This is a genomic window from Escherichia sp. E4742 (assembly GCF_005843885.1).
Classification (GTDB): domain Bacteria; phylum Pseudomonadota; class Gammaproteobacteria; order Enterobacterales; family Enterobacteriaceae; genus Escherichia.
The window spans coordinates 2,369,524-2,385,189 of record NZ_CP040443.1; the positions used below are offsets into that span (position 1 = coordinate 2,369,524).

A 15,666-nucleotide genomic window follows, 5' to 3' on the forward strand; every position below is an offset into this window, starting at 1 on the left:
GCTACCTATCGCCATGAACTATCGTGGCGATGGAGGATGGATAATGAATATTCGTGATCTTGAGTACCTGGTGGCATTGGCCGAGCACCGCCATTTTCGCCGTGCGGCAGATTCCTGCCACGTCAGCCAGCCAACCTTGAGTGGGCAAATTCGTAAGCTGGAAGATGAGCTGGGCGTGATGTTGCTGGAGCGGACCAGCCGTAAAGTGTTATTCACCCAGGCGGGAATGCTACTGGTGGATCAGGCGCGTACCGTGCTGCGCGAGGTGAAAGTCCTTAAAGAGATGGCAAGCCAGCAAGGGGAGACGATGTCCGGGCCGCTGCATATTGGTTTGATTCCCACGGTTGGGCCTTACCTGTTGCCGCATATTATCCCGATGCTGCACCAGACCTTTCCGAAGCTGGAAATGTATCTGCATGAAGCGCAGACCCACCAGTTACTGGCACAACTAGACAGTGGCAAACTCGACTGCGTGATCCTCGCGCTGGTGAAAGAGAGCGAAGCATTCATTGAAGTACCGTTGTTTGATGAACCCATGTTGTTAGCGGTCTATGAAGATCACCCGTGGTCTAATCGCGAATGCGTGCCGATGGCCGATCTGGCAGGGGAAAAACTGTTGATGCTGGAAGATGGTCACTGTCTGCGCGATCAGGCAATGGGCTTCTGCTTTGAAGCTGGGGCGGATGAAGATACACACTTCCGCGCGACCAGTCTGGAGACGCTGCGCAACATGGTGGCCGCAGGTAGCGGGATCACTTTATTGCCTGCGCTGGCTGTACCGCCAGAACGTAAACGCGATGGCGTGGTTTATCTGCCGTGCATTAAGCCGGAACCACGCCGTACCATTGGTCTGGTTTATCGCCCAGGCTCACCGCTGCGCAGCCGCTATGAGCAGCTGGCAGAGGCCATCCGCGAAAAAATGGATGGCCATTTCGATAAAGCATTAAAACAGGCGGTTTAAGCCGTTTAATGCCGCTACCCGATAGGCTTCCGCCATGGTCGGGTAGTTAAAGGTGGTGTTGACGAAGTACTCAATGGTGTTGCCGCCACCTTTTTGTTCCATAATCGCCTGACCGATATGAATAATTTCGGCAGCGCGCTCGCCAAAGCAATGGATCCCCAGAATCTCTTTCGTTTCCCGATGGAACAAAATTTTCAGCGTACCCACGTTCATACCGACGATTTGTGCGCGAGCCAGATGTTTAAACTGGGCGCGGCCTACTTCATACGGCACCTTCATCGCGGTCAGTTGCTGTTCCGTTTTACCGACCGAACTGATTTCCGGAATGGTGTAGATGCCGGTAGGGATATCTTCAATCAAGTGCGCGGTGGCTTCACCTTTTACCAGCGCCTGCGCGGCAATGCGCCCCTGGTCATAGGCCGCTGAAGCCAGGCTTGGATAACCAATCACGTCGCCCACCGCGTAAACGTGCGGCTGCGCGGTCTGATACATACTGTTGACCTTAAGCTGTCCGCGACTGTCAGTTTCCAGCCCAATGTTCTGTAACGCCAGCGAATCGGTATTACCCGTGCGACCGTTGGCATAGAGCAGACAGTCGGCTTTCAGTTTTTTGCCCGACTTCAGGTGCATGATCACGCCGTCGTCACAGCCTTCGATCTTCTCGTACTCTTCGTTGTGACGAATCACTACGCCACTGTTCCAGAAGTGATAGGAGAGCGAATCTGACATCTCTTGATCGAGAAACGCCAATAGGCGATCGCGGGTGTTGATCAGATCCACTTTCACATCCATTCCACGGAAGATCGATGCGTATTCACAGCCGATCACTCCAGCACCGTAAATAAGTACATGGCGCGGTTCGTGGTGCATGCTAAGAATTGAGTCGCTGTCGTAAATGCGTGGATGGGTGAAATCGACGTCTGCTGGATGATATGGACGAGAACCGCAGGCAATAACAAATTTTTCTGCGGTCAGCGTTTCGACCGTGCCGTCCGGGCAATCCAGGGCCAGCGTGTGCTCGTCAACAAAGCGGGCGTTCCCCTGCAATATTTCGCAGTGATTACGTTCGTAAAATCCCTGACGCATGCGCGTTTGTTGATTTATCACGTTATCGGCATGGTTAAGGATATCGGCAAAAGAAGAGCGGAGCAGTCGCGAATGGTCGCTGTAAAGTGGGTTTTGATTAAATTCTATAATGCGGCTAACAGCGTGGCGGAGGGCTTTTGACGGGATGGTGCCCCAATGGGTGCAACCGCCGCCAACATTTTGATAACGCTCGATAACTGCGACGCGCGCACCTTGCTTAACAAGACCCATTGCAGCGCCTTCGCCGCCGGGGCCGGAACCTATTACTATGGCATCGTAATCGTAGGAATGTGGCATGGTAGGGCTTACCTGTTCTTATACATAAAAGCAACAGAATGGTAACATTTTATCGCGGGTAAGCCAATTGATCCCCGTCATTTATCTGGCTATATCGTGAGCGGCCTTTGCTTTGTCTGCCCCCTTCTTAATCCATTAATTCGCTATTAATTGCTTTTTCTTATGGCTGATAGTTTTATCTTGCCGAAGCGTGCTTTTTTGTTATTGTCTATGTTAAATATTCTTATAAAACAAATATATAAATATTTCATATTGATTCGTTATTTATATTTACACCATCAATAAAACCCGTTAATTAAATTATTTATAAGTGAATAAAGGAATAGCCGATGATCGAACACTACATTCGTGGGTTTGAGGAAGAGTTGCGCGAGATCCGCCACCAAATCCACGAAACTCCGGAGCTGGGATTACAAGAATTTAAAACCAGTGCTTTGGTGGCGGAAAAGCTGCGCCAGTGGGGCTATGAGGTAGAGCAAGGGCTGGCAACGACGGGGATAGTGGCCACGTTAATAGTGGGTGACGGAGAGAAAAGTATTGGTCTGCGTGCTGATATGGATGCGTTGCCAATTTATGAAAATAGCGGCAAGCCTTGGGCCAGTAAACATCCCGGTTTAATGCACGCATGCGGGCATGACGGTCATACCACGATATTACTTGGCGCTGCGCGTTATCTTGCCGAAACTCGTCGTTTTAACGGCACATTACGTCTTATCTTCCAGCCCGCAGAAGAGATGATTAACGGCGGCGAGATCATGGTTAAAGAGGGGCTTTTTGACCACTTCCCCTGCGATGTGATTTTCGGCATGCATAACATGCCGGGCTTGCCGGTTGGCAAGTTTTTCTTCCAGCCCGGGGCGCTAATGGCGTCAATGGATCAGTTCCACATCACAGTTCGTGGCTGTGGAGGGCATGGTGCAATTCCTCACAAAGCCATCGATCCGGTGCTGGTCGCGGCACATATCACCACCGCATTACAAAGCATTGTGTCGCGCAATGTCGATCCGCTGGAAGCGGCGGTAATTACCGTTGGCAGCATTGTTGCAGGGGAGGCGGCTAACGTCATTCCTGACAGTGCTGAGATGAAAATCAGCGTCCGCTCTCTTAGCCGCGATACCCGACAACTTCTTCTGACCCGTATTCCGGCTCTGGCGCAAGCCCAGGCTGTCAGCTTTGGCGCTACGGCTGAGGTTACGCATGTTAACGGTACGCCGGTATTAGTGAATGACGAGGAGATGGCGCGCTTCGCCTGGCAGGTGGCGTGTAAAACGTTTGGTGAAGATCGGGCCGAGTTTGGCATCAAACCCCTGATGGGCAGTGAGGATTTCTCTTTCATGCTGGAAGCCCAGCCGAAAGGCGCTTTTTTGCTGTTCGGTAATGGCGATGTCGGGGAAGGTTCCTGCATGGTGCATAACCCGGGCTATGACTTCAACGATGCAAGTCTGGTCCCGGCGTGCAGCTACTGGGGCGCACTGGTAGAAGCCTGGCTGCAATAAATAAAACAACACACAACAACACTTTCTGGCAAGGAACATGGAATGACGGCGATCGTAAATGGAAGCGTGATTGTGAAGAAAAAGCCCAGCGGTAAGCGGGTGATTTTTGCTTCGGCGTTTGGCAATGCGCTCGAATTTTTTGATTTTGGCGTTTACAACTTTTTTGTGGTCTATATCAGTACGCTTTTCTTCCCGCCCAGCGCTGATCACAATGTCGCGCTGTTACTGGCATTTGCAACGTTTGGCGTGAGTTTTTTTATGCGCCCGCTTGGTGGAATTATCGTCGGGGCCTGGGCCGATCGTTTCGGACGCAAACCCGCGATGGTGTTCACCATTGCCCTGATGAGCCTCGGTACGCTGATGATCGGCATCGCGCCGACATATGCGACGGCGGGCTATTGGGGAACGGCGACGTTGGTACTGGCGCGTCTGATTCAGGGTATTGCAGCAGGTGGTGAAGTCGGCGCCTCAATGTCTTTACTGGTTGAATCAGCTCCGGCAAATCGTCGCGGTTTTTACAGCAGTTGGTCGCTGGCGACCCAGGGGCTGGCAACGACCTTTGGTGGTGTTGTCGCTTTAGGTCTGAGCGCATGGCTACCGTTCGCCACAGGTTCAGAAACCGTAATGGCAGAATGGGGCTGGCGTGTGCCATTTTTTATTGGTGTGCTTTTAGCGCCCATCGGTTGCTGGCTGCGTCTGAGCCTGGAAAATGATGTGCCTGAACCTGTACACAATAAAAAAGCTGCTGCCAGCGAAAGCGCGTTCTCTCTGCTCCTGCAACATAAAGCGACTATCATTAACGGCGTTTTACTCGCTATTGGTAGCACGGTAGCAACCTATATTTCCCTCTTTTACTATGGCACCTGGGCGGCGAAGTATCTGGCAATGCCTCAACACTATTCTCATGCAGCGATGTTACTGGCGGGCGTTATTACGTTTGTGGGCGCGCTGCTGGTGGGGATGCTATGTGATTCGGTCGGGCGTAAAAAGCTGATTTTAATCTCTCGTGTGATGGTGCTTCTCTGTAGCTGGCCTTCGTTCTGGCTGTTGGTGACTTACCCAAGCCCTGGCATGTTGCTGACGGTGGTTTTCGTGATGGTCAGCTTTACTACGCTTGGCGGTGTGCCGGTAATGTTGTTGATTTCCGAATTATTGCCGAAACGGATTCGGGCATTAGGCTTCGCGCTGGTTTATAGCATTGGCGTAGCAATCTTCGGCGGTTTTGCGCAATATTTCGCCACGCAATCCATCGTGTTACTGGATAGCCTAACGGCTCCTGCGTGGTATCTGGGCGGAGGCACGTTGCTGTCGATGCTGGCGTTGTTGTTTGTGAAAGAACCAGCCAAAGAGTTGCAGTAAATATGTTTTATTGCCTTACCGTTCATTCACAACACTGGAGCAATCCAGTATGTTCATTCTCTGGTATAGTGCCAGCAGTACTTTTGGCAAGGATTCAGACATCGTGATGGGCGTAAGAGCGCAGCAAAAAGAAAAAACCCGACGTTCGCTGGTAGAAGCCGCATTTAGCCAATTAAGTGCTGAACGCAGCTTCGCCAGCCTGAGTTTACGTGAAGTGGCGCGTGAAGCGGGCATTGCTCCCACCTCTTTTTATCGGCATTTCCGCGACGTAGACGAACTTGGCCTGACCATGGTTGACGAGAGTGGTTTGATGCTGCGTCAGCTTATGCGCCAGGCGCGTCAGCGTATCGCTAAAGGCGGGAGTGTGATCCGCACCTCGGTCTCCACATTTATGGAGTTCATCGGTAATAATCCTAACGCCTTCCGGTTATTATTGCGGGAACGCTCCGGCACCTCCGCCGCGTTTCGTGCCGCCGTTGCGCGTGAAATTCAGCACTTCATTGCGGAACTTGCGGACTATCTTGAACTCGAAAACCATATGCCTCGTGCGTTTACTGAAGCGCAAGCCGAAGCAATGGTGACGATTGTCTTCAGTGCGGGTGCCGAGGCGTTGGATGTCGGCGTCGAACAACGTCGGCAATTAGAAGAGCGACTGGTACTGCAACTGCGAATGATTTCGAAAGGGGCTTATTACTGGTATCGCCGTGAACAAGAGAAAACCGCAATTATTCCGGGAAATGTGAAGGACGAGTAATGAAACAAACAAATCAAGATAGAGGTACGCTGCTGCTGGCGTTAGTTGCTGGCTTATCGATTAATGGTACTTTCGCAGCGCTGTTTAGCTCCATTGTGCCATTTTCTGTATTCCCGATTATTTCCCTGGTGCTGACGGTTTACTGCCTGCATCAACGTTATCTTAATCGCACTATGCCGGTCGGCTTGCCGGGTCTGGCAGCTGCCTGTTTTATTCTCGGCGTTTTGCTTTATAGCACTGTGGTTCGTGCGGAATATCCGGATATCGGTTCTAACTTCTTCCCGGCTGTGCTGTCGGTCATTATGGTGTTCTGGATTGGCGCGAAGATGCGTAACCGTAAGCAGGAAGTTGCTGAGTAATCGGTAAGATGCCGGATGCTGGCGCATCCGGCATGGGTTTTACTTCGCGGTCAGTAACACGCCGCACTCCATATGGTGCGTGTAGGGGAACTGATCAAACAGAGCCAGACGTTCAACCTTGTGCGTCTGGCTTAATGTTTCCAGATTCTTACATAACGTTTCCGGGTTGCAGGAGATGTACAAAATACGCGGATACGCCTGCACCATTTTCTCGGTTTCACTGTCCAGACCGCTGCGCGGTGGGTCGACAAAAATGGTTTCGCACTGATAACTCTTTAAGTCGATCCCTTGCAGGCGGTTAAACTCGCGCACACCATTCATCGCCTGAGTAAATTCTTCTGCCGCCATACGAATAATTTGTACGTTATCAATATGGTTAGCTGCGATGTTGTATTGCGCAGCAGCGACCGACGGCTTGGCGATTTCGGTAGCTAATACCCGATCAAAATTGCGCGCCAGGGCTAATGAGAAGTTACCGTTGCCGCAGTACAGCTCCAGTAAATCGCCTTTTGAGCCTTTGGTTACGTCCAGCGCCCATTCCAGCATCTGAATATTCATCGCCGCGTTCGGCTGAGTGAAGCTGTTCTCTACCTGACGGTAGATCATCTCTTTTCCGGCGACCGGCAGACGCTCGTCGATGTAATCCTGATCCAGCGCGATTTTAGTTTTCGTTGCCCGACCAATCAGATGCACATTCAGATTCTGCGCTCGCAACGCATCGCGCAGGGCTTCCGCCTGCTGACGCCATTCGTCACCCAGCTTTTTATGGTACAGCAGGGAAACCACCGCCTGATTACTCAGCGTGGTGAGGTAATCAATCTGGAACAACTTGTGGCGCAGAACGGGATTATTACGCACACCCGCAATCATCGCCGTCATCAACTGGTTGATGAGTTCACTGGCGGCGGGGAAGCTATCCACGCGGATACGGCTTTTGGTTTGTTGATCGAAAATGATGTGGTACAGGTCATCGCCATCGTGCCAGATGCGGAACTCCGCACGCATCCGGTAATGGCTGACCGGCGAGCGAAACACTTCCGGAACCAGGTCAGAAAACGGTGCCATCATACTTTGCAAACGTACCACTTTTTCGGCTAACTGCGCTTCATACTGTTCTGTTGGAAGGTGTTCGGGGGTCATGATGTATCCTGAAAAATTAAAGTACGCGGCGATTGTAGGGATTGCTCATCAGATGTCCAGATCTTGATGAATTCCTATTTGTGAACTACGTCTGGACAGCAACTTGTTACAACCTGTAGCATCCTCTCGCCGGTCCTGTGAGTTAATAGGGAATCCAGTGCGAATCTGGAGCTGACGCGCAGCGGTAAGGAAAGGTGCGATGATTGCGTAATGCGGACACTGCCATCCGGTGGGAAGTCATCATCTCTTTGTATCTTCAGATACCCCTCCAAGCCCGAAGACCTGCCGGCCAACGTCGCATCTGGTTCTCATCATCGCGTAATATTGATGAAACCTGCGGCATCCTTCTTCTATTGTGGATGCTTTACAATGATTAAAAAAGTTTCGCTGTTGACGGCGTGTTCTGTCACAGCCTTTTCTGCTTGGGCACAGGATACCAGCCCGGATACTCTCGTTGTTACTGCTAACCGTTTTGAACAGCCGCGCAGCACTGTGCTTGCACCAACTACCGTTGTGACGCGTCAGGATATCGATCGCTGGCAATCGACCTCAGTCAATGATGTGCTGCGCCGTCTCCCGGGCGTGGATATCACCCAAAACGGCGGTTCAGGTCAGCTCTCTTCTATTTTTATTCGCGGTACAAATGCCAGTCATGTGTTGGTGTTAATTGATGGTGTTCGCCTGAATCTGGCGGGGGTAAGTGGTTCTGCCGACCTTAGTCAATTCCCCATTGCACTTGTTCAGCGTGTCGAATATATCCGTGGGCCGCGTTCCGCCGTTTATGGTTCTGATGCAATAGGCGGGGTGGTGAATATCATCACGACGCGCGATGAACCTGGAACGGAAATTTCAGCGGGGTGGGGAAGCCATAGTTATCAGAACTACGATGTCTCTACGCAGCAACAACTGGGGGATAAGACACGGGTAACTCTGTTGGGCGATTACGCTTATACCCATGGTTATGATGTTGTCGCTTACGGCAATACAGGAATGCAAGCGCAGCCTGATAACGATGGTTTCTTAAGTAAAACGCTTTATGGTGCGCTGGAACATAATTTTACCGATGCCTGGAGCGGCTTTGTACGTGGCTATGGCTATGATAATCGGACCAATTATGACGCGTATTATTCTCCGGGGTCACCATTGGTCGATACCCGTAAACTCTATAGTCAAAGTTGGGACGCCGGGCTGCGCTATAACGGCGAACTGATTAAATCACAACTCATTACCAGCTATAGCCATAGCAAAGATTACAACTACGATCCGCATTATGGTCGTTATGATTCGTCGGCGACGCTCGATGAGATGAAGCAATACACCGTCCAGTGGGCAAACAATGTCATCGTTGGTCACGGTAGTATTGGTGCGGGTGTTGACTGGCAAAAGCAGAGCACGTCTCCTGGCACCGGATATGTTGAGGATGGGTATGATCAACGTAACACTGGTATCTATCTGACCGGATTGCAACAAGTCGGCGATTTTACGTTTGAAGGCGCAGCACGCAGCGACGATAACTCACAGTTTGGTCGTCATGGAACCTGGCAAACGAGCGTCGGTTGGGAATTCATCGAAGGTTATCGCTTCATTGCTTCCTACGGGACATCTTATAAGGCACCAAATCTTGGACAACTGTACGGCTTCTACGGTAATCCGGATCTGGATCCTGAGAAAAGCAAACAGTGGGAAGGCGCGTTTGAAGGTTTAACAGCAGGAGTGAACTGGCGTATTTCCGGATATCGTAATGATGTTAGTGACTTAATCGATTACGATGATCACACCCTGAAATACTACAACGAAGGGAAAGCGCGGATTAAAGGTGTCGAGGCGACCGCCAATTTTGATACCGGACCGCTGACGCATACTGTGAGTTACGATTATGTTGATGCCCGTAACGCAATTACCGACACACCGTTGTTACGCCGTGCTAAACAGCAGGTGAAATACCAGCTCGACTGGCAGCTGTATGACTTCGACTGGGGTATTACTTATCAGTATTTAGGCTCTCGCTATGATAAGGATTACTCCTCCTGGCCGTATAAAACTGTGAAAATGGGCGGTGTGAGCTTGTGGGATCTTGCGGTTGCATATCCGGTCACCTCTCACCTGACAGTTCGTGGTAAAATAGCCAACCTGTTCGACAAAGATTACGAGACAGTCTATGGCTACCAAACTGCAGGACGGGAATACACCTTGTCTGGCAGCTACACCTTCTGAACCACGTCCCACCGTGCTGGTGTTTGACTCCGGCGTCGGTGGGTTGTCGGTCTATGACGAGATCCGGCATCTCTTACCGGATCTCCATTACATTTATGCTTTCGATAACGTCGCTTTCCCGTATGGCGAAAAAAGCGAAGAGTTTATTGTTGAGCGTGTGGTGGAAATTGTCACCGCAGTGCAAGAGCGTTATCCCCTTGCGCTGGCTGTGGTCGCTTGCAACACCGCCAGTACCGTCTCACTTCCTGCGTTACGCGAAAAGTTTGCGTTCCCGGTTGTCGGCGTCGTTCCGGCAATTAAGCCAGCGGCACGCCTGACAGCTAATGGCATTGTCGGATTGCTGGCAACTCGTGGTACGGTAAAACGTTCTTATACCCACGAGCTAATCGCGCGTTTCGCTAATGAATGTCAGATAGAGATGCTGGGCTCGGCAGAAATGGTTGAGCTGGCTGAAGCGAAGTTGCATGGCGAAGAAATCTCTCTGGATGCGCTAAAACGTATCCTGCGCCCGTGGTTAAGAATGAAAGAGCCGCCAGATACCGTTGTTCTGGGGTGCACCCATTTTCCTCTACTACAAGAAGAACTGTTAAAGGTGCTGCCAGAGGGAACCCGGCTGGTGGATTCTGGCGCAGCGATTGCCCGCCGAACGGCCTGGCTGCTGGAACATGAAGCTCCTGAGGCAAAATCTGCCGATGCGAACATTGCCTTTTGCATGGCCATGACGCCAGAAGCTGAACAGTTATTACCCGTTTTACAGCGTTACGGCTTCAAAACGCTCGAAAAACTGGCAGTTTCAGGCTGATTTGGTTGAATGTTGCGCATTCGGAAAATTATTTTAAATTTCCTCTTGTCAGCTCAGAATAACTCCCTATAATGCGCCACCACTGACACGGAACAACGGCGAACAAGCCGCCGGGTCAGCGGGGTTCTCCTGAGAATCCTGACAGAGAAAAGCAAAAAAATGCTTGACTCTGTGGCGGGAAAGCGTATTATGCACACCCCGCGACGCTGAGAAAAAGCGAAGCGGCACTGCTCTTTAACAATTTATCAGACAATCTGTGTGGGCACTCGAAGATACGGATTCTTAACGTCGCAAGACGATAAATGAATACCAAGTCTCAAGAGTGAACACGTAATTCATTACGAAGTTTAATTCTTTGAGCATCAAGCTTTTAAATTGAAGAGTTTGATCATGGCTCAGATTGAACGCTGGCGGCAGGCCTAACACATGCAAGTCGAACGGTAACAGGAAGCAGCTTGCTGTTTCGCTGACGAGTGGCGGACGGGTGAGTAATGTCTGGGAAACTGCCCGATGGAGGGGGATAACTACTGGAAACGGTAGCTAATACCGCATAATGTCGCAAGACCAAAGAGGGGGACCTTCGGGCCTCTTGCCATCGGATGTGCCCAGATGGGATTAGCTAGTAGGTGGGGTAACGGCTCACCTAGGCGACGATCCCTAGCTGGTCTGAGAGGATGACCAGCCACACTGGAACTGAGACACGGTCCAGACTCCTACGGGAGGCAGCAGTGGGGAATATTGCACAATGGGCGCAAGCCTGATGCAGCCATGCCGCGTGTATGAAGAAGGCCTTCGGGTTGTAAAGTACTTTCAGCGGGGAGGAAGGGAGTAAAGTTAATACCTTTGCTCATTGACGTTACCCGCAGAAGAAGCACCGGCTAACTCCGTGCCAGCAGCCGCGGTAATACGGAGGGTGCAAGCGTTAATCGGAATTACTGGGCGTAAAGCGCACGCAGGCGGTTTGTTAAGTCAGATGTGAAATCCCCGGGCTCAACCTGGGAACTGCATCTGATACTGGCAAGCTTGAGTCTCGTAGAGGGGGGTAGAATTCCAGGTGTAGCGGTGAAATGCGTAGAGATCTGGAGGAATACCGGTGGCGAAGGCGGCCCCCTGGACGAAGACTGACGCTCAGGTGCGAAAGCGTGGGGAGCAAACAGGATTAGATACCCTGGTAGTCCACGCCGTAAACGATGTCGACTTGGAGGTTGTGCCCTTGAGGCGTGGCTTCCGGAGCTAACGCGTTAAGTCGACCGCCTGGGGAGTACGGCCGCAAGGTTAAAACTCAAATGAATTGACGGGGGCCCGCACAAGCGGTGGAGCATGTGGTTTAATTCGATGCAACGCGAAGAACCTTACCTGGTCTTGACATCCACGGAAGTTTTCAGAGATGAGAATGTGCCTTCGGGAACCGTGAGACAGGTGCTGCATGGCTGTCGTCAGCTCGTGTTGTGAAATGTTGGGTTAAGTCCCGCAACGAGCGCAACCCTTATCCTTTGTTGCCAGCGGTCCGGCCGGGAACTCAAAGGAGACTGCCAGTGATAAACTGGAGGAAGGTGGGGATGACGTCAAGTCATCATGGCCCTTACGACCAGGGCTACACACGTGCTACAATGGCGCATACAAAGAGAAGCGACCTCGCGAGAGCAAGCGGACCTCATAAAGTGCGTCGTAGTCCGGATTGGAGTCTGCAACTCGACTCCATGAAGTCGGAATCGCTAGTAATCGTGGATCAGAATGCCACGGTGAATACGTTCCCGGGCCTTGTACACACCGCCCGTCACACCATGGGAGTGGGTTGCAAAAGAAGTAGGTAGCTTAACCTTCGGGAGGGCGCTTACCACTTTGTGATTCATGACTGGGGTGAAGTCGTAACAAGGTAACCGTAGGGGAACCTGCGGTTGGATCACCTCCTTACCTTAAAGAAGCGTACTTTGCAGTGCTCACACAGATTGTCTGATAGAAAGTGAAAAGCAAGGCGTCTTGCGAAGCAGACTGATACGTCCCCTTCGTCTAGAGGCCCAGGACACCGCCCTTTCACGGCGGTAACAGGGGTTCGAATCCCCTAGGGGACGCCACTTGCTGGTTTGTGAGTGAAAGTCGCCGACCTCTGTATCTCAAAACTCACTTACGAGTGATGTTTGAGATATTTGCTCTTTAAAAATCTGGATCAAGCTGAAAATTGAAACGACACACTATTTAAGTGTGTTCGAGTCTCTCAAATTTTCGCAACACGATGGTGTTTTACGAAACATCTTCGGGTTGTGAGGTTAAGCGACTAAGCGTACACGGTGGATGCCCTGGCAGTCAGAGGCGATGAAGGACGTGCTAATCTGCGATAAGCGTCGGTAAGGTGATATGAACCGTTATAACCGGCGATTTCCGAATGGGGAAACCCAGTGTGTTTCGACACACTATCATTAACTGAATCCATAGGTTAATGAGGCGAACCGGGGGAACTGAAACATCTAAGTACCCCGAGGAAAAGAAATCAACCGAGATTCCCCCAGTAGCGGCGAGCGAACGGGGAGCAGCCCAGAGCCTGAATCAGTGTGTGTGTTAGTGGAAGCGTCTGGAAAGGCGCGCGATACAGGGTGACAGCCCCGTACACAAAAATGCACATGCTGTGAGCTCGATGAGTAGGGCGGGACACGTGGTATCCTGTCTGAATATGGGGGGACCATCCTCCAAGGCTAAATACTCCTGACTGACCGATAGTGAACCAGTACCGTGAGGGAAAGGCGAAAAGAACCCCGGCGAGGGGAGTGAAAAAGAACCTGAAACCGTGTACGTACAAGCAGTGGGAGCCTCTTTATGGGGTGACTGCGTACCTTTTGTATAATGGGTCAGCGACTTATATTCTGTAGCAAGGTTAACCGAATAGGGGAGCCGAAGGGAAACCGAGTCTTAACTGGGCGTTAAGTTGCAGGGTATAGACCCGAAACCCGGTGATCTAGCCATGGGCAGGTTGAAGGTTGGGTAACACTAACTGGAGGACCGAACCGACTAATGTTGAAAAATTAGCGGATGACTTGTGGCTGGGGGTGAAAGGCCAATCAAACCGGGAGATAGCTGGTTCTCCCCGAAAGCTATTTAGGTAGCGCCTCGTGAATTCATCTCCGGGGGTAGAGCACTGTTTCGGCAAGGGGGTCATCCCGACTTACCAACCCGATGCAAACTGCGAATACCGGAGAATGTTATCACGGGAGACACACGGCGGGTGCTAACGTCCGTCGTGAAGAGGGAAACAACCCAGACCGCCAGCTAAGGTCCCAAAGTCATGGTTAAGTGGGAAACGATGTGGGAAGGCCCAGACAGCCAGGATGTTGGCTTAGAAGCAGCCATCATTTAAAGAAAGCGTAATAGCTCACTGGTCGAGTCGGCCTGCGCGGAAGATGTAACGGGGCTAAACCATGCACCGAAGCTGCGGCAGCGACACTATGTGTTGTTGGGTAGGGGAGCGTTCTGTAAGCCTGCGAAGGTGTGCTGTGAGGCATGCTGGAGGTATCAGAAGTGCGAATGCTGACATAAGTAACGATAAAGCGGGTGAAAAGCCCGCTCGCCGGAAGACCAAGGGTTCCTGTCCAACGTTAATCGGGGCAGGGTGAGTCGACCCCTAAGGCGAGGCCGAAAGGCGTAGTCGATGGGAAACAGGTTAATATTCCTGTACTTGGTGTTACTGCGAAGGGGGGACGGAGAAGGCTATGTTGGCCGGGCGACGGTTGTCCCGGTTTAAGCGTGTAGGCTGATTTTCCAGGCAAATCCGGAAAATCAAGGCTGAGGCGTGATGACGAGGCACTACGGTGCTGAAGCAACAAATGCCCTGCTTCCAGGAAAAGCCTCTAAGCATCAGGTAACATCAAATCGTACCCCAAACCGACACAGGTGGTCAGGTAGAGAATACCAAGGCGCTTGAGAGAACTCGGGTGAAGGAACTAGGCAAAATGGTGCCGTAACTTCGGGAGAAGGCACGCTGATATGTAGGTGAAGCGACTTGCTCGTGGAGCTGAAATCAGTCGAAGATACCAGCTGGCTGCAACTGTTTATTAAAAACACAGCACTGTGCAAACACGAAAGTGGACGTATACGGTGTGACGCCTGCCCGGTGCCGGAAGGTTAATTGATGGGGTCAGCGCAAGCGAAGCTCTTGATCGAAGCCCCGGTAAACGGCGGCCGTAACTATAACGGTCCTAAGGTAGCGAAATTCCTTGTCGGGTAAGTTCCGACCTGCACGAATGGCGTAATGATGGCCAGGCTGTCTCCACCCGAGACTCAGTGAAATTGAACTCGCTGTGAAGATGCAGTGTACCCGCGGCAAGACGGAAAGACCCCGTGAACCTTTACTATAGCTTGACACTGAACATTGAGCCTTGATGTGTAGGATAGGTGGGAGGCTTTGAAGCGTGGACGCCAGTCTGCGTGGAGCCGACCTTGAAATACCACCCTTTAATGTTTGATGTTCTAACGTAGACCCGTGATCCGGGTTGCGGACAGTGTCTGGTGGGTAGTTTGACTGGGGCGGTCTCCTCCTAAAGAGTAACGGAGGAGCACGAAGGTTGGCTAATCCTGGTCGGACATCAGGAGGTTAGTGCAATGGCATAAGCCAGCTTGACTGCGAGCGTGACGGCGCGAGCAGGTGCGAAAGCAGGTCATAGTGATCCGGTGGTTCTGAATGGAAGGGCCATCGCTCAACGGATAAAAGGTACTCCGGGGATAACAGGCTGATACCGCCCAAGAGTTCATATCGACGGCGGTGTTTGGCACCTCGATGTCGGCTCATCACATCCTGGGGCTGAAGTAGGTCCCAAGGGTATGGCTGTTCGCCATTTAAAGTGGTACGCGAGCTGGGTTTAGAACGTCGTGAGACAGTTCGGTCCCTATCTGCCGTGGGCGCTGGAGAACTGAGGGGGGCTGCTCCTAGTACGAGAGGACCGGAGTGGACGCATCACTGGTGTTCGGGTTGTCATGCCAATGGCACTGCCCGGTAGCTAAATGCGGAAGAGATAAGTGCTGAAAGCATCTAAGCACGAAACTTGCCCCGAGATGAGTTCTCCCTGACTCCTTGAGAGTCCTGAAGGAACGTTGAAGACGACGACGTTGATAGGCCGGGTGTGTAAGCGCAGCGATGCGTTGAGCTAACCGGTACTAATGAACCGTGAGGCTTAACCTTACAACGCCGAAGATGTTTTGGCGGATTGAGA

Annotated in this window: 9 protein-coding genes, 1 tRNA gene, 2 rRNA genes and 1 riboswitch; of the genes, 10 read left to right on the forward strand and 2 right to left on the reverse strand. The window is 51.6% G+C overall.

All coding sequences use genetic code 11. The features are described from left to right. Nucleotides 1-43 precede the first annotated feature (43 nt). Nucleotides 44-961, forward strand: coding sequence for a DNA-binding transcriptional regulator OxyR (gene oxyR / locus FEM44_RS11530; protein WP_135523469.1), 918 nt, complete (start codon nt 44-46; stop codon nt 959-961). Here oxyR and sthA read toward each other — a convergent pair. Beyond that, nucleotides 944-2,344, reverse strand: coding sequence for a Si-specific NAD(P)(+) transhydrogenase (gene sthA, locus FEM44_RS11535; protein ID WP_001120822.1), 1,401 nt, complete (start codon nt 2,342-2,344; stop codon nt 944-946). The two genes, oxyR and sthA, sit on opposite strands and share 18 nt — an antisense overlap. Nucleotides 2,345-2,673: 329 nt before the next feature. Here sthA and FEM44_RS11540 point away from each other — a divergent pair, with 329 nt between their 5' ends. The 4 genes from FEM44_RS11540 (at nt 2,674) to FEM44_RS11555 (ending at nt 6,312) form a co-directional block, all read left to right on the forward strand. Then, on the forward strand, nt 2,674-3,840 hold the full coding sequence (locus FEM44_RS11540; RefSeq protein ID WP_135523470.1) for a M20 aminoacylase family protein: 1,167 nt from the start codon (nt 2,674-2,676) through the stop codon (nt 3,838-3,840). A gap of 42 nt (nt 3,841-3,882) precedes the next feature. Further along, nucleotides 3,883-5,199 carry a citrate-proton symporter gene (locus FEM44_RS11545; protein WP_135523471.1) on the forward strand — a complete coding sequence of 439 codons (1,317 nt, stop codon included), beginning with the start codon at nt 3,883-3,885 and terminating at the stop codon, nt 5,197-5,199. 103 nt (nt 5,200-5,302) lie between these two features. Continuing rightward, on the forward strand, nt 5,303-5,953 hold the full coding sequence (gene fabR / locus FEM44_RS11550) for an HTH-type transcriptional repressor FabR (protein ID WP_001309117.1): 651 nt from the start codon (nt 5,303-5,305) through the stop codon (nt 5,951-5,953). Then, a complete protein-coding gene (locus FEM44_RS11555) occupies nt 5,953-6,312 on the forward strand; it encodes a YijD family membrane protein (protein ID WP_135523472.1) in 360 nt (119 codons plus the stop codon). The genes fabR and FEM44_RS11555 overlap by 1 nt, the downstream gene beginning before the upstream one ends. 39 nt (nt 6,313-6,351) lie before the next feature. On the opposite strand, the gene trmA is transcribed toward FEM44_RS11555, so the two are convergent. Further along, nucleotides 6,352-7,452 carry a tRNA (uridine(54)-C5)-methyltransferase TrmA gene (trmA, locus tag FEM44_RS11560; protein WP_135523473.1) on the reverse strand — a complete coding sequence of 367 codons (1,101 nt, stop codon included), beginning with the start codon at nt 7,450-7,452 and terminating at the stop codon, nt 6,352-6,354. A gap of 113 nt (nt 7,453-7,565) precedes the next feature. Beyond that, nucleotides 7,566-7,756, forward strand: a riboswitch (cobalamin riboswitch). 65 nt (nt 7,757-7,821) lie between these two features. On the opposite strand from trmA, the gene btuB reads away from it, so the two are divergent. The 5 genes from btuB to FEM44_RS11585 all read left to right on the forward strand — a co-directional run bounded on the left by btuB (nt 7,822) and on the right by FEM44_RS11585 (nt 15,635). Continuing rightward, a complete protein-coding gene (gene btuB, locus FEM44_RS11565) occupies nt 7,822-9,666 on the forward strand; it encodes a TonB-dependent vitamin B12 receptor BtuB (protein WP_135523474.1) in 1,845 nt (614 codons plus the stop codon). Further along, nucleotides 9,611-10,468 carry a glutamate racemase gene (murI, locus tag FEM44_RS11570; protein WP_130206536.1) on the forward strand — a complete coding sequence of 286 codons (858 nt, stop codon included), beginning with the start codon at nt 9,611-9,613 and terminating at the stop codon, nt 10,466-10,468. Before btuB ends, murI begins: the two co-directional genes overlap by 56 nt. A gap of 372 nt (nt 10,469-10,840) precedes the next feature. Continuing rightward, a 16S ribosomal RNA gene (locus FEM44_RS11575) occupies nt 10,841-12,382 on the forward strand. Between the two features lie 85 nt (nt 12,383-12,467). Further along, a tRNA-Glu gene (locus tag FEM44_RS11580) sits at nt 12,468-12,543 on the forward strand. 190 nt (nt 12,544-12,733) lie between these two features. Further along, nucleotides 12,734-15,635, forward strand: a 23S ribosomal RNA gene (locus tag FEM44_RS11585). Together the 16S and 23S rRNA genes with 1 tRNA gene alongside form the textbook arrangement of a ribosomal RNA operon. Nucleotides 15,636-15,666 lie beyond the last annotated feature (31 nt).

What these genes read in the sequence shown, in the direction of transcription:
- oxyR (WP_135523469.1), top strand. Translation starts at nt 44, where the DNA reads ATGAATATTCGTGATCTTGAGTACCTGGTGGCATTGGCCGAGCACCGC.
- sthA (WP_001120822.1), bottom strand. Translation starts at nt 2,344, where the DNA reads ATGCCACATTCCTACGATTACGATGCCATAGTAATAGGTTCCGGCCCC.
- FEM44_RS11540 (WP_135523470.1), top strand. Translation starts at nt 2,674, where the DNA reads ATGATCGAACACTACATTCGTGGGTTTGAGGAAGAGTTGCGCGAGATC.
- FEM44_RS11545 (WP_135523471.1), top strand. Translation starts at nt 3,883, where the DNA reads ATGACGGCGATCGTAAATGGAAGCGTGATTGTGAAGAAAAAGCCCAGC.
- FEM44_RS11555 (WP_135523472.1), top strand. Translation starts at nt 5,953, where the DNA reads ATGAAACAAACAAATCAAGATAGAGGTACGCTGCTGCTGGCGTTAGTT.
- trmA (WP_135523473.1), bottom strand. Translation starts at nt 7,452, where the DNA reads ATGACCCCCGAACACCTTCCAACAGAACAGTATGAAGCGCAGTTAGCC.
- btuB (WP_135523474.1), top strand. Translation starts at nt 7,822, where the DNA reads ATGATTAAAAAAGTTTCGCTGTTGACGGCGTGTTCTGTCACAGCCTTT.
- murI (WP_130206536.1), top strand. Translation starts at nt 9,611, where the DNA reads ATGGCTACCAAACTGCAGGACGGGAATACACCTTGTCTGGCAGCTACA.